The sequence below is a fragment of the Micromonospora coerulea genome (assembly GCF_016598485.1).
Classification (GTDB): domain Bacteria; phylum Actinomycetota; class Actinomycetes; order Mycobacteriales; family Micromonosporaceae; genus Micromonospora; species Micromonospora coerulea.
Window position 1 is genome coordinate 270,657 of the sequence record NZ_JAEMUW010000005.1, and the last position, 11,589, is coordinate 282,245.

Sequence of the window (11,589 nt, forward strand, 5' to 3'; positions counted from 1 at the left end):
GCCAGTCCTCGCCGCAGGAGCCACAGGCCCAATCGGGAGTTACCGGAGCATGCTCGCCCGGCAGTCGTCCGGCTTCGTCCCCACCCGTCATCCCATATCCCCTCGCCGCGTGCGGACAGGCGGGCCGGCCGTGGGCGCGGTCGCCGCCGTCGAGCCTGGATTCCCGCTACTCCCCCGATGACGTACGAACAGCGCCACGGGACTCTCCGGCGTTACACGGTTGCGGTACGTTCACCGGTCATGCTGCGGTCGTACCTGAAGGAGGTGGGTGATGCGTGACCTGCTGCCCGCGTCGGTCGCGGTGGCGGTGGCCGGCCCCGACGACTGGGTCGGCGCGCTGCTCGCCGCGGAGCTGGCCTGCCTCAGCGACCAGGCGGTGCCGAGCCGCCAGCGCGACTTCACCGCCGGCCGGGTCTGCGCCCGCCGGGCGCTGGCCGCGCTCGGGCTGCCGCCGACGCCGGTGCCGTCGGCGCCGAACCGGTCCCCGGTCTGGCCGGCCGGCGTGGTCGGCACCATCACCCACACCCGCGGCTACTGCGCCGCGGCCGCCGCCCGGTCCGCCGAGGTCCGCGCCGTCGGCATGGACGCCGAGCAGCACCGGGAGCTCAGCGCGGGGGTACGCCGGATGATCTGCCTGCCCGAGGAGGAGGCGGAGCTCGCCCGGCTGCCGACCGGGGTGTCCTGGCCGGCGGTGCTCTTCAGCGCGAAGGAGACCGTCTACAAGGTGTGGCATCCGATCGTCGGCACCTGGCTGGACTTCCACGACGCGCGGGTGACGCTCGACCCGGACGCCGGAACGTTCACCGCCCGGATCGCGCCGGCCCGATGCGATGCGGCCCCGGCAGCCCACCCGCCGGCGCTGGTGACCGGACGGTTCGCCGTGGACGCCGAACTGGTCCGCACCGCCGCCGTGCTGCCGCCGCCCTGACGCGCGCCGGCTCCGGTCGCCGCTACGGTCGGTCCGACCGAAGCACTTCACCCCCAGCCTCCGCGGCCCCGCCTCCGGTACCGGATGATTGGCTGCAATCGATGTGGGGTAGGGCAGCCTTGCCGCAGCTCAGGCAGCCATCCATTGCTCTTGGAGCCGTCATGACAGTCGACCTACCCGCTCCGGCGGTCGCCGCGGGAGCCGCCACCCAGGTGTGTGTCCGCCACGGACAGCCCGCCACCCGCCAGAAGAAGGTGATTTTCCGGTCCTACACCCCGAAATGGGCCTACCTGCTGATCCTCATCGGAGTTCTGCCGTTCGCGATCGTCGCCGCCGCCCTGCAGAAGCGGGTCAAGGCGCCATCGTGGCCGTTCTGCCAGGACTGCGGGAGATTACGCACCCGCCGATTCCTCATCGGCGTCGGCCTGTTGGCGCTCGCCATCGTCGGCGCGGTTGCCGCTTCCGTCCTGCTCCCGGCCAACGACTCGACCGGCGGCCCGATCGTGCTGGTCTTCGTGCTGATGGTCATCGCGGGGCTGGGCGTCGCGAGCACCGCCGCGTACGGGCCGATCGCCTCCGGGTACGTGTCGAACGACGGCAACACCGTTCACATCCGGCGCGCCCACGAGCGCTTCGCCGAGCAGGCCGCGGCCATCCGGGCGGGCGCGCCGCAGCCGTACCAGCCCTACCCGCCCACCGCGCCGCAGCAGTACGCGCCCTATCCGCACTCCGCAGCGCCCGTCCCCACCCACCAGCAGCCGGAGCAGCCGTACCGGGATCGTTAGCCCCGGCAATCCTCGTCACGGCGCAGCGCCAGGCGGCCGGCCATCGGCGACGACGCGGCCCTGGGCGCTGGCCGAGTCGACCGTGGGCCTGCTCCGGTTCTGCCTGACGTCCCTGCTCGACGGTCCAGACGCGGCCGGTAGGCAGGCGCCGCCGCCCGGTCAGCGGGTGACGTCGTGGACGTGATGCTCGATGTCGTGCAGGAAGTAGACCGCGAACGTGGCGACCGTGAAGACGGAGCCGTTGCTGCGCCGACCCGGACGCTCCCACTGGTCCGCCCGGACCGCGTCGAACGCCGCCGCCGTCGCCTCCGCCTCAACGGCCAACTGGTCGGCCACCACCGCCGGGTCCTGGTGGAAGTACCCCTCCTCGACGGCCGTCGCGTCCTGGTCCCAGTTGGCGAAGACCGGGTCGTCCTCGCCCAGCATCAGCTCCAGCCGGCCGCGGAAGATCCGGCAGGTGTCGCGGACGTGGCAGGCGTACTCGACCGGCGACCAGACCGTCGGCACCGGCCGTACCGTGGCGTCATCCCGGGCCAGGACGGCCCGCCAGGTCGGGATGGTGGCGCGCAGCCGGTCGCCGGTGGCGGTGACCTCCTGCGGAGAGAAGCCGCACTCCGCGCAACCCTCGGTGATGACGAAGGTCCAGTCGGCGGTCTCCGGCGTGATGGCGGGCGGCTGCTGCATGGCCGCAGTCTGCCATCCCGCACCATCGGGCGGCCGACCGTGGTCAGCGCAGGGGATGGACTTCGCGGTGCCTGCCCCCGGGAGGCAACCTTCCGCGCCGTCGGTCGGGTAGTTACCGGCGACCCACACAAGAAGGAGAGCCGGTGGCATCACGCGACACGTTCGCCGAGTTCGTGACCGCACGGTCACCACGTCTCAAGCGCACCGCCTATCTGCTCACGCACGACTGGGCGCACGCGGAGGATCTGCTGCAGACGGCCCTGGTGCGCGCGTGGAGCGCGTGGGGCCGGATCGACGCGGACCCGGAGCCATACGTGCGCAGGATCCTGGTGAACGTCTACGCCTCGTGGTGGCGGCGCAGATGGCGGCAGGTCGAGCACCCGATGTCGCAGCTACCGGAGCGACCCACCGCCGACGAGATGTCACGCGTGGACCGGCGCGACGAGGTGTGGCAGGCGCTCGGACGGCTGCCGCGACGGCAGCGGGCGGTGCTGGTGCTGCGCTACTTCGAGGACATGAACGAGGCGCAGATCGCGGACGCGATGGGCATCTCGGTGGGCACCGTCAAGAGCCAGGCCACCAAGGCGCTGGCCAAGCTGCGACTGGACGAGTCGCTGACGCTGGAGGCTTCGCACCGGTGATCGACCTTGGGGAACTCATGGCTGAGCGCTCGGCCGGGCAGGACGGGCCGTCCCACGGCCGCCTGACCGAGGTCCGGCGCAGGATCGCCGTACGCCGGCGCCGGCGGGCCGTCGCCGGGTCCGCGGCTGCGGTGGCGCTGGTGGGGGCGCTCGCGGCGTACACCGTCGTCCCCGGTGGCAAGCCGCCGCAACCCTCGACCTTCGCCGCCGGGTCGGCGACCCCTTCGGCCAGCCCGCCGGCAACGCAGAAGCCGGTGCCGGGCCGCAAGATCGGACCTTTCGCCGAGTACGCCCGCGGGTACCGGGTGGTTGCGTTCGGCTCGGCGCCGGTGAGCTCCAGGAAGGCCGAGCTGACCTGGACGGTCAGGTCGACCGATGTCCAGTTCTTCAGCTACTGCCCCGGCCTGCCGGACAGGGACGTGTCGCTCGACGCCGAGATCGCCGTCAACGGCGAGCCGGCCCGCCTGTCGATGCGCTGCAATGCCGAACTGCACCAGGACCCGAACCCGGCGGAGTCTCCCAGCCGGACCCCACCGGGGGCGAGCATCGGGGACACGGTGACCGTGACGTACACGATCACCGGCGCTCAGGGCACGGCGGGCACCGCTCGGGAGCGGCCGGTGCCGACGCAGGGGACCATCTACTTCGCGGTGGCGGAGAAGGTGCCGTTCGCCGACTACCCGGTCCCGTCCCGGCCGGCGACGCTGGCGCCGCCCACGCCGGACGGCATGGCCGGCGAGCCCGGCACCAGGGTCGTGCACAGCGATCCGGCGGACCCCAACAAGCCCGTCACGACCACGCTGGTCTGGCATCGGGGATACGAGTTCACCGTGGTCCCGCAGACACCCGGCGTCTACCAGGTCGCCGTGAACGGCGTCCGGGTGCTGAGCGGCGAGGTCCACGACTACACCGGCAACGGCCCGAGCGCCGGCTGCCAGGTGAGACGGAAGGACAAGGGCTTCTGCGTACGCGAACTGGAGGCCGTCCGGGACGGCGACACCGTCACGGTCACCGTCACCGCCCGGTACGCCACCGGCCCCTGGCTCGCCGAGCTGCGCTCGCAGTGGCAGGAGCCGTCGGCGCAGGGCTGACGACGAGGCAGGTCCGGGACACCCCAGTCGGCGCTCGCCGGGCCCCGCCAGCGGATCAACCCTCGCCGCCCGGACGGCCACGCACTGCTCCCGCACCTCTGATCACGGCGTAGCTGGCCAGCCCGAGACTGAGAAGGACGACGACCGCCACCCATTGCAGGCGCAGACCAAGCATCAGCGGCACGAGCCCAAGCATCGACGGGATCGCCAGCAGGCACGCGATCCCCATCAGCGGACTCAACACCGTCAGTCCCACCTTTTCGCCCCGGACTGACCACCAACCGCTCGCAGTATGGAGCTTGAGCCGCGCAGCCTCGAACAGCATGGGCAGGCCGGAGACGGCAAACATCCCGAGGAACAGGGTCTGCAACCAGCCGCGGTGACCCCAGGCCTCGGTTTCGACCCGATCGCCGGCCGGCAGTTCGATCGCCACGGGGGTGCCCTCCCACAGCAACGCCTCTGCCTCTGCGTCATCGCTGAGTCTGCGGCTGCCCGAGGTGGGGACGTCGGTCTCGGCAAAAAGCACGTACTCGGCGTCCTGCTCCACCATCAGATGCCAGTCGCTGCCGGGGCCACGACTGTGCCAGGGGCCGGACAAGGTGACCGGGATCCGCTCGAGACAGCCCTTCGGCGGATCCGCATCCGGCTCTACGCGCATGGTCCCCGCGGGGCATTCCACGGCTCGCCGCATCGCGACCGCGTCGCGGATGCCGCCTGGGACGTCGGTCAGCGCCAATAGTCCGAGCACGCCCGCCACCAAGCCGTAAAGCACGAGAAGCGCCGGCCGTGTCCAGAACGCTCGGCGCCAGAACTGCCAGCCGCGAGGAGGCGCCTTCGTTCGCCTGGGCACAGCAACCACCTCCCTACCGATTGTGGCGTGCCGTTGCCCAGAGTGGAGGGCGTCGCCCTGATCTGCGCACTACGAGTCCGTGCTTCGGTGCTGGTCTACCGCCTGGTCCTCGTACCCGACGTGGCGCTCACGACCGCACAGATCGACCCCCTGCCGTCGCGGATCGGGGTCATCGTCCGGCTGGAGGCAACGGTGACAGACGCACAGCGATCCGCCGTGGAGAAGGCCGTCCGGGCACTGCCGCACGCGGAGTCGGTTGCGTTCGAGGACCGCGCTGCCGCGTACGAGCGTCTGCGCAAGCATTGCCGCGGCAAGGGCGAGCTGGCCACGCAGCTCGACCCGCAGATGACGCGTGCGTCGTTGCGGTTCCAGGTGCCTCTGGACCGAGATGGGCGGGGACTGTCCGAATTTGTGAAGCTCGACGGCGTGGACGTTGTGCGACTGGTGCCGGTGGCGATGCTGTAGGTCGCCTGCCCTGAAAGCCGGTGGGATGTGTGTGTGTGGTCCCTCGAGTGATCTTCGGGAGAGCGCGGAGGCGACCGAGATGGCCCTCAAGCGCCTCGGCGAGCAGTTCGGGAGCTGACCTGGGTTTTCACCCACGGACGGGCGGGGACGCGGGTCAAGAGGGGTGGACCCCGCCCCGCCGGACGAGAGGGAGGCGACATGAGCTTGGAAAGGGCAAAGAACCAGGTCGAGAAGGTGGCCGGCCCCGAAAGGGCACGGTTGGGCGACATGCCCCAGAACGAGCGGTCGGAGGCGGAGCGGGTGATGCAGCGGGACAGGGCCCAGGGCAGGCAGCCTGGCGAGCACGTCCAAGCGGATGCTCGGGAGGCGCGGGAAGACTTCACGAGCTGACCCGGCATGTCGCGGCGCCCCCGGTCTGCGTGCCGGGGGCGGTGCTGTCTCCGCTGCTGCACAAGATCGAAAAAGGCCGTCTCCGACTGGCGGAAACGGCCTTTGATCTGGGTGGAGTTGAGGGGATTCGAACCCCTGACCCCCTCGATGCGAACTGGCTGCATCGTGGTGTGGTCCGGCTGCTCCCGAGGTCACAGGCTCTGCTGGCCCTGCTCTCGGCCTTGTTCGGCTGGCACGGTTGCTGTACTTCGCTGCTGTACTGCTGGCGTCAGACGAGGCGCTGGATGCGGACCTTCGAGCGCTCGTTCCTCAGGTGACCCTGCTTGTGCTGGCGGACCTGCTCGTCCCAGACCTCTTGGTCGTAGTCCGGGTTCGGCGGGATCCACTTGTGGGAGCCGTCGCTGTAGTGGAACTTCTCGTCGCCGGGTCGCAGGATGCTCATCGGGTCCAGCCGAGGAACCGATGGTGCAGGTGGCCGGCGGGGACGTGGGCCAGGTCCTGGGCGGCGTCGACGAGCTGGGCGGCCAGGTAGAGGGCCAGCGACACCGGGGCACGGTCGTACTCCGCTCGCAGCTCCCGCCGGCGGGTCTGACAGGGCCATTCAGCACCGCAGCCACCGCAGGTCCAGGCCGGTGTGACCGGAAGGTGTGTCGTCATCGCGCGTCCTGGCTCGGCCAGTGGCCGCGGTTGATCGGGATGGGATGACGGCTTCGGCAGGGCAGGTCGCTTCCGCAGCGGCAGATGCGCCGCCAGTGCCGCCATGACCAGAGGGGCCGGTGTCGGCGGGCGAGGGTCAGCGCCGCCGCCAAGACGTACTCGTCGTAGGACACGCGCCGCCGGCTGTTGTCCTGCCGCTGTTGGTGGCCGGTATCCCGCACGGCACCTGCGGTTGAATCAGTTGCATCGTTCGGTGTGGTCATCACGCCTCCCGCCGACGCTTGGGGTCCCGTGGGCACCCGGTCAGCCGTGTCCGGAGACAGGGCACCCACGGCAGGACGACCCGGCCGCCAAGCTGGGTAGCCCCACGAGCAACTTAGGACGCAATGTGCGCAGGGTCAACAGCTACGACACATAGCGTTGTAAGTCGAGCCCGCGATGTGGTCTCCTTGCACCAGCCGCCAAGCTGGGAGCACCACCTATGTCTGAAGCTGCCTACCTACAGGTCGCCCGAGATATCCGCGAGCAGGTCAGCTCCGGCCAGTTGAAGCCGGGCGACAAGCTGCCCTCGTTCGCCGCCCTCTGCGAGCACTACAAGGTCAGCAACACCGTCATCCGCGCCGCCATGCTCCTGCTCAAAGCCGAGGGCCTGATCGACGGCCGGCAGGGCAAGGGCGTCTACGTCGCCGACCCGCTTCCCAGGTAAGCCGGGGTCGCCCTCCGAGCGCGAGGCCTCGCTTACAAGTTCTGGGCGCTCCGTCCGGCAGGGTCCGTCCAGGTCCGCGACCTCGGGCGCCTGTCCGCGCCCAGCCGCCAGCGGATGCCCTCGTTCCGGCCGGTTGCTGTCACCGCTGCTGTCGACAACCCACCTTGCTCGCGTCAGTCGTCCTCGTCCAGTAGGCCGAACGCCTCCGGCACATCCTCCACGAACTGACGGTAAGGCGGCCGGAAGCTGTTCGCTCTCGCTGAGATAGCCGCGGCTAGACGCGCTCGATCGTCCGGCTCAAGCCCACTGAGCCGGGCAGCCGCCTCGTCGAGCTGCCGAACGGCAACGTCCGGGTGAAGCGTCTCGTCGTCACACAGCTCGAAGAACGCCAAGCAGTCAAGCAGGCTGTCGAGCACCGCCGTGAAGATAGGGTCATCTGACACGCGCGCATGCTACGAGTTCAGACGTTGAAGCGGAACTAAGAGCCGCTACCCCACTACCAGCGGCGACACCGTCCGGCACCTGCTCACAGGGCATCTCGGGCTGCCATTGTTGTTCGCTGGTTGACGACGTTTCACGGTGTCTTGTGCCCCCTGCGTGCCCCCGGACTCCGCGCTACCACTTCCGACGCCATTCGAGGCGGCCTTGATGCGCCACAGCCGGGACTTCCCCTCGCTGGACGTACAGCACCTCGTCCTCAACCCACCAGACGTCGCCGACACGAAGGAAGACCGGCACCTCCAACGTCAGGGCAAGAAGGCAGCCGCCGGAACTGCCCGGCAGCCCTTCCAGGTCATCCAGCAGCTCCATCCGGCCAGCGGTGACGGGCTCGGTCATCACGCCACCATTCTGCCGGTGCCCACGCGGCCCCGACGACTCCTTGACCCCCAGGCAACCAGCGCACCTCATTGACCTGCCGCTACAGGCTGGCCGAACTGGCCGGACGGTCCGCTGACGTCCATGAACGTCCGCCGCCATGCAGCCCGATCGTCACCCAGATAGTCACCCAGGGATCCCCCACGGCCGGCGGCTACCTGCTGGATACTGCCACGATGCCCCAGAAGACAGAGTCCTTCCCCTCGCGGCACCTCTCGCTGAGCAATCCCGCAGGTCCGGGCCAGGATGACGTTCTGGCCCTACTGCGTCGGGTCGCCGACTCGATCGAGGAACTCGGACAGGTGTGGGTCCAAGACCTGGTCTTGCACAACGAGGTCACGGCCGATGGGGACTGGTGCTCAGTCACGGTTTCTTCCGCAGGAGCTCGAAGTAGCGCCAGCTTGCCCCACGACCCGGCAACTCACCACGACCCCTCGTTTGTAAGTTCTGGGCGCCCGGTGGGGTCCGTCCGCATCCGCGACCTCGGGCGGCTGTCTGCGCCTGGACGTCGGCGGCTGCCCTCGTCCCGGCCGGTTGCTGTCGCCGTTGCTGTCGACAGCCACCCACGCTTCGGTCACACCCGCCGACCACCCCCGATAAGAAGCTCGCCCAGCGGCGGGACGTAGCGGCCAGCGGGTGATCGTTGGACCATCTAGCATGTCCCGTCATGCGTACCGAACCCATCCACATCGATGGACTCGCCGGCCCCATCGTCGTCACCGCACCGACATTCCGCGCCCCTTCCATCACGGTCGGCGAGCGAAGCGCGACCCGCACCCGCGGCAACAAATACCTCCTACCCGCGGCTGACGGACAGCTGGTCGACGCCAAGTTGAGCAACGGCCTGCTAGACCCCTACCCCAGCATCGAGATCGCCGGCGTCAAGCACCGCACAGGGCCACGGATGCCGGTCCTGCTACAGATCATGAGCGCCTTGCCGTTGGTCGTGTTCATCCCCCTGCTCCACGGCGGGCTGATTGGCGGTCTCGTCGCAGGAATCGCCTTGCTTACCAATCTCAAAATCGCACGCGGGAGCCACTCCACCCCGGTCAAAGCGGTCATCATGCTCTGCGTCCTCGGCGCCGCGACCGTGGTGTTGGCAATGATCGCCGCTCTCCTCAACTAGGCCACCTACCACGAGGTGACGGTGTCGGCGGGACGGGCACGTTGCTACCTGCCGCCCAGCGCCCGTCGATACAAGTCAGCCCCTAGCGCGTCCCTTGGCCGAACCCGCCATGAAGCCACCATCAGTTCACCAACTACAGGTAATAAGGCGACCGTCGGCCTGGTCATCAGGCCGACCACGCCTCGTCACCTGGGCAGACGTCGTCACCAGTGGTCGTCGTTGGTCGCTCACGATCGGCCTCCGACGGCCTGGTGACGGCCTGGACCTGGTCCTCGTCGACCCGCCCGGAGCCGGCGCGGCCCGGCCGCGATGACCCCTCGCTTGTAAGTTCTGGGCAGCCGTCCGACCGCGTCCATCCCCAGCCTGCCGGTACTCGTCCGACCCGCCAGGAGCACGTGAATCGTGCGCCGTCGTCCGTCATCGTTGCTACAGGCGCTGCTACACCCTGCATCCGGCGGACCAGCGGATTAAGAGGCACAGTCGGGGCCACGATCAGCGTCGCGCGACCTCGGGCTCGATGGCCGGTACAAGTCGGCCCGGTGCGGCCATGTCCGTCTCGGTTGCTGTCAGCGTTGCTGTCACGCCCGCCGGTTAGGTGCGCCGTAACAACGACCCCGCTGGGCCGCCGCCTGGTCCTCCTGCTCGGCCTGTCGCCCCAGTCCGAAGTGCCCACGGCTGCTCTTTTCGCGACCGGGGCCTATTTCTGTCCCTTCGCCCGCTCCACTTCCTCCATGCTCACGACCTGCATCCCTGGCCTGCCCGGACGGCGCCTCGGCCGGGGCTGATCGGGCGACAGGATCGCCTCCAGCTCGTCCGAGAAAGTGAAGACCCGGGTCAGGATCGCCTCCAGCTCCTCCGAGTGGATGGCGCAGCGGTCCGTAACACCGGTGCGGTCTGACGCGCTCACGGTGTAGGTCACCGCCGGGACGGTCGGGTCCTCACACACGTCGCAGACGATGATTTCTTTCCGCATTTGCTATGTGGTCCAATGCGTCGTTGAGGTCGGCCGTGAGTCGTCCGGTTTAGGGGGCAAGCGTGACAGCGAGCAAGCTCGTGGATCGGGATGAGTTTATCCGCTGGTACGACGAAGGTATGACCTACTCCTGGATCATCGAAGAGTACTGGCGCAAGTACGGCATCGAGATCGGGTACGGCACCATCTCCAACTGGCGGCACCAGCTCGGGCTGAACAAGCGTGCGGTCCGCGACACGACGCTGATCCCGTGGTCGGTCCGGCCCGAGCACCGCGACCACCACATCCTGCAAATGCTGCGCACTGAGGCCCGCCGCCGAGCCGGCGAGCCGGTCCCGGCCGACCGGCTGATGAAGCTGGAAGGCTGGCTGCGAAACCTGGACGAGCAGGACGCGGTCGTCCACTATGACCCGGACACCGCGCAGGGTTGGTGGCTGGTCCACCGCCGGCCCTGGTTTGACCGCGACCTGATCCGCGTTCCCGATCGCGTTACCCGTTCGCGCGGGTCCAGGAAATAGTCGGCTGGTGCTTGCGGCAACACCTGGCGAGGCGTCGGCGAGTTAGACGCCTTCGTCCCGAACGCGGGTGTGGGACAGCGTCGGATGTGGTGCGTTGCCGTCCTAGCTCGCTGAGCGTTGGTACTTTGCCGCCCCTCGTCGTCTCTTGCCGAGTGCTATCGGTGGTCCCGCTGCCTCCACGCTGCCCACGAGGTTGTTGCAAGAGCTTGGGACCATGACCCCATGACGCCGGGCCCGCCTGCTACCCAGGCCAAGGATCAGGTATCCGACGAGGTCCTCATGGCGGCCTACGCCGTGGTCGGCGCCCGCCGCACATCCCTCGACACGATGATGTGGCAAGTTCCCGCTCTGGCTACCGCGGCTCAGGCCTTTCTTCTCACGATCGCACTACAGCCGGGCAGCTCACCCGCTGCTCAAGCCATCGCAGCCATCCTCGGCGCGATCCTCGCTGTCCTGTCGGCACAGTTGATGGCCAAGCACCGCCACCTTGAGATGAGCGACAGCCGGCTAATGGAGCGGATCGAACGACAGCTACGCCTTGAGCAAAGTCTCGAAGTCCCTCCCCACGCCGCCGGCCGTTTCCGTCTCGGCAACCACCAACCCTGGTGGATTCGGATGTCGTCCTACCGGCTCTGGCTGCTTGGTGTGACGGCGTTCGGCGTCGCAGACCTGGCCGTAGCCCTCGACGCGATGGCAGGCCTGGGCCTCTTCCATTGAGCCGACACCCTTGACCTACGAATGTCCGGCAAGGCGGGGTGCTGACGCTCGGTACGCAGGTCGGGAGGCTCGGCCGGTCGGTCAAGGGCTCTGACGGTGCGGTGGGTTGCTCTACTTCCTGCTGTACGGCGACCGGGTGGAGACCGAGCCGGGTTGCTATCGGCAGCCGCTCCGCCATGCAC

Annotated in this window: 17 protein-coding genes; 10 read left to right on the top strand and 7 right to left on the bottom strand. The window is 69.0% G+C overall.

Annotation, left to right across the window (positions count from 1 at the left end; translation table 11 throughout):
* The first annotated feature begins 271 nt into the window (after window positions 1-271).
* Both I8N68_RS09710 and I8N68_RS09715 read left to right on the top strand, forming a co-directional pair.
* Window positions 272-928: a 4'-phosphopantetheinyl transferase family protein gene (locus I8N68_RS09710; protein ID WP_200209542.1), complete on the top strand. Its 657-nt coding sequence runs from the start codon at window positions 272-274 to the stop codon at window positions 926-928.
* 161 nt (window positions 929-1,089) lie between these two features.
* Window positions 1,090-1,713, top strand: a complete 624-nt coding sequence (locus I8N68_RS09715; RefSeq protein WP_200209543.1) for a hypothetical protein — start codon at window positions 1,090-1,092, stop codon at window positions 1,711-1,713.
* Window positions 1,714-1,872: 159 nt separating this feature from the next.
* Here I8N68_RS09715 and I8N68_RS09720 read toward each other — a convergent pair whose 3' ends face one another.
* Window positions 1,873-2,397, bottom strand: a complete 525-nt coding sequence (locus I8N68_RS09720; RefSeq protein WP_200209544.1) for a DinB family protein — start codon at window positions 2,395-2,397, stop codon at window positions 1,873-1,875.
* Between the two features lie 143 nt (window positions 2,398-2,540).
* Here I8N68_RS09720 and I8N68_RS09725 point away from each other — a divergent pair, with 143 nt between their 5' ends.
* Complete coding sequence (locus I8N68_RS09725) at window positions 2,541-3,038, top strand: SigE family RNA polymerase sigma factor (protein ID WP_200209545.1); 498 nt, start codon at window positions 2,541-2,543, stop codon at window positions 3,036-3,038.
* 17 nt (window positions 3,039-3,055) lie between these two features.
* Complete coding sequence (locus tag I8N68_RS09730; RefSeq protein ID WP_200209546.1) at window positions 3,056-4,129, top strand: hypothetical protein; 1,074 nt, start codon at window positions 3,056-3,058, stop codon at window positions 4,127-4,129.
* Between the two features lie 55 nt (window positions 4,130-4,184).
* Here the strand turns inward: I8N68_RS09730 and I8N68_RS09735 are convergent, their stop codons facing one another.
* Window positions 4,185-4,979 carry a hypothetical protein gene (locus tag I8N68_RS09735; protein ID WP_200209547.1) on the bottom strand — a complete coding sequence of 265 codons (795 nt, stop codon included), beginning with the start codon at window positions 4,977-4,979 and terminating at the stop codon, window positions 4,185-4,187.
* 42 nt (window positions 4,980-5,021) lie between these two features.
* On the opposite strand from I8N68_RS09735, the gene I8N68_RS09740 reads away from it, so the two are divergent.
* Window positions 5,022-5,444: a permease-like cell division protein FtsX gene (locus tag I8N68_RS09740; RefSeq protein WP_200209548.1), complete on the top strand. Its 423-nt coding sequence runs from the start codon at window positions 5,022-5,024 to the stop codon at window positions 5,442-5,444.
* A gap of 198 nt (window positions 5,445-5,642) precedes the next feature.
* Entirely contained in the window at window positions 5,643-5,834 is a 192-nt protein-coding gene (locus I8N68_RS09745; protein WP_200209549.1) for a general stress protein CsbD, read from the top strand.
* 268 nt (window positions 5,835-6,102) lie between these two features.
* Here the strand turns inward: I8N68_RS09745 and I8N68_RS09750 are convergent, their stop codons facing one another.
* Entirely contained in the window at window positions 6,103-6,276 is a 174-nt protein-coding gene (locus I8N68_RS09750; protein WP_200209550.1) for a hypothetical protein, read from the bottom strand.
* Window positions 6,273-6,491: a flavin reductase gene (locus tag I8N68_RS09755; RefSeq protein WP_200209551.1), complete on the bottom strand. Its 219-nt coding sequence runs from the start codon at window positions 6,489-6,491 to the stop codon at window positions 6,273-6,275. The genes I8N68_RS09750 and I8N68_RS09755 overlap by 4 nt, the downstream gene beginning before the upstream one ends.
* 481 nt (window positions 6,492-6,972) lie before the next feature.
* On the opposite strand from I8N68_RS09755, the gene I8N68_RS09760 reads away from it, so the two are divergent.
* Window positions 6,973-7,197 (top strand): winged helix-turn-helix domain-containing protein, encoded by a 225-nt coding sequence (locus I8N68_RS09760; RefSeq protein ID WP_200208805.1) that lies wholly within the window; start codon window positions 6,973-6,975, stop codon window positions 7,195-7,197.
* Between the two features lie 173 nt (window positions 7,198-7,370).
* Here the strand turns inward: I8N68_RS09760 and I8N68_RS09765 are convergent, their stop codons facing one another.
* Both I8N68_RS09765 and I8N68_RS09770 read right to left on the bottom strand, forming a co-directional pair.
* Window positions 7,371-7,640 (bottom strand): hypothetical protein, encoded by a 270-nt coding sequence (locus I8N68_RS09765; protein ID WP_200209552.1) that lies wholly within the window; start codon window positions 7,638-7,640, stop codon window positions 7,371-7,373.
* Window positions 7,641-7,812: 172 nt separating this feature from the next.
* Window positions 7,813-8,034 carry a hypothetical protein gene (locus I8N68_RS09770; RefSeq protein WP_200209553.1) on the bottom strand — a complete coding sequence of 74 codons (222 nt, stop codon included), beginning with the start codon at window positions 8,032-8,034 and terminating at the stop codon, window positions 7,813-7,815.
* 706 nt (window positions 8,035-8,740) lie between these two features.
* On the opposite strand from I8N68_RS09770, the gene I8N68_RS09775 reads away from it, so the two are divergent.
* The gene (locus I8N68_RS09775; RefSeq protein ID WP_200209554.1) at window positions 8,741-9,199 is read left to right on the top strand and encodes a hypothetical protein; all 459 of its coding nucleotides are present in this window, start codon (window positions 8,741-8,743) and stop codon (window positions 9,197-9,199) included.
* A 697-nt stretch (window positions 9,200-9,896) separates the two neighbouring features.
* Here the strand turns inward: I8N68_RS09775 and I8N68_RS09780 are convergent.
* Window positions 9,897-10,172 (bottom strand): hypothetical protein, encoded by a 276-nt coding sequence (locus tag I8N68_RS09780; RefSeq protein ID WP_200209555.1) that lies wholly within the window; start codon window positions 10,170-10,172, stop codon window positions 9,897-9,899.
* Between the two features lie 62 nt (window positions 10,173-10,234).
* On the opposite strand from I8N68_RS09780, the gene I8N68_RS09785 reads away from it, so the two are divergent.
* Window positions 10,235-10,690: a hypothetical protein gene (locus I8N68_RS09785; RefSeq protein WP_200209556.1), complete on the top strand. Its 456-nt coding sequence runs from the start codon at window positions 10,235-10,237 to the stop codon at window positions 10,688-10,690.
* 222 nt (window positions 10,691-10,912) lie between these two features.
* Window positions 10,913-11,407, top strand: coding sequence for a hypothetical protein (locus I8N68_RS09790; protein WP_200209557.1), 495 nt, complete (start codon window positions 10,913-10,915; stop codon window positions 11,405-11,407).
* The last annotated feature ends 182 nt before the right edge of the window (window positions 11,408-11,589 follow it).

What these genes read in the sequence shown, in the direction of transcription:
- I8N68_RS09710 (WP_200209542.1), top strand. Translation starts at nt 272, where the DNA reads ATGCGTGACCTGCTGCCCGCGTCGGTCGCGGTGGCGGTGGCCGGCCCC.
- I8N68_RS09715 (WP_200209543.1), top strand. Translation starts at nt 1,090, where the DNA reads ATGACAGTCGACCTACCCGCTCCGGCGGTCGCCGCGGGAGCCGCCACC.
- I8N68_RS09720 (WP_200209544.1), bottom strand. Translation starts at nt 2,397, where the DNA reads ATGCAGCAGCCGCCCGCCATCACGCCGGAGACCGCCGACTGGACCTTC.
- I8N68_RS09730 (WP_200209546.1), top strand. Translation starts at nt 3,056, where the DNA reads ATGGCTGAGCGCTCGGCCGGGCAGGACGGGCCGTCCCACGGCCGCCTG.
- I8N68_RS09745 (WP_200209549.1), top strand. Translation starts at nt 5,643, where the DNA reads ATGAGCTTGGAAAGGGCAAAGAACCAGGTCGAGAAGGTGGCCGGCCCC.
- I8N68_RS09750 (WP_200209550.1), bottom strand. Translation starts at nt 6,276, where the DNA reads ATGAGCATCCTGCGACCCGGCGACGAGAAGTTCCACTACAGCGACGGC.
- I8N68_RS09755 (WP_200209551.1), bottom strand. Translation starts at nt 6,491, where the DNA reads ATGACGACACACCTTCCGGTCACACCGGCCTGGACCTGCGGTGGCTGC.
- I8N68_RS09760 (WP_200208805.1), top strand. Translation starts at nt 6,973, where the DNA reads ATGTCTGAAGCTGCCTACCTACAGGTCGCCCGAGATATCCGCGAGCAG.
- I8N68_RS09770 (WP_200209553.1), bottom strand. Translation starts at nt 8,034, where the DNA reads ATGACCGAGCCCGTCACCGCTGGCCGGATGGAGCTGCTGGATGACCTG.
- I8N68_RS09775 (WP_200209554.1), top strand. Translation starts at nt 8,741, where the DNA reads ATGCGTACCGAACCCATCCACATCGATGGACTCGCCGGCCCCATCGTC.
- I8N68_RS09780 (WP_200209555.1), bottom strand. Translation starts at nt 10,172, where the DNA reads ATGCGGAAAGAAATCATCGTCTGCGACGTGTGTGAGGACCCGACCGTC.
- I8N68_RS09790 (WP_200209557.1), top strand. Translation starts at nt 10,913, where the DNA reads ATGACGCCGGGCCCGCCTGCTACCCAGGCCAAGGATCAGGTATCCGAC.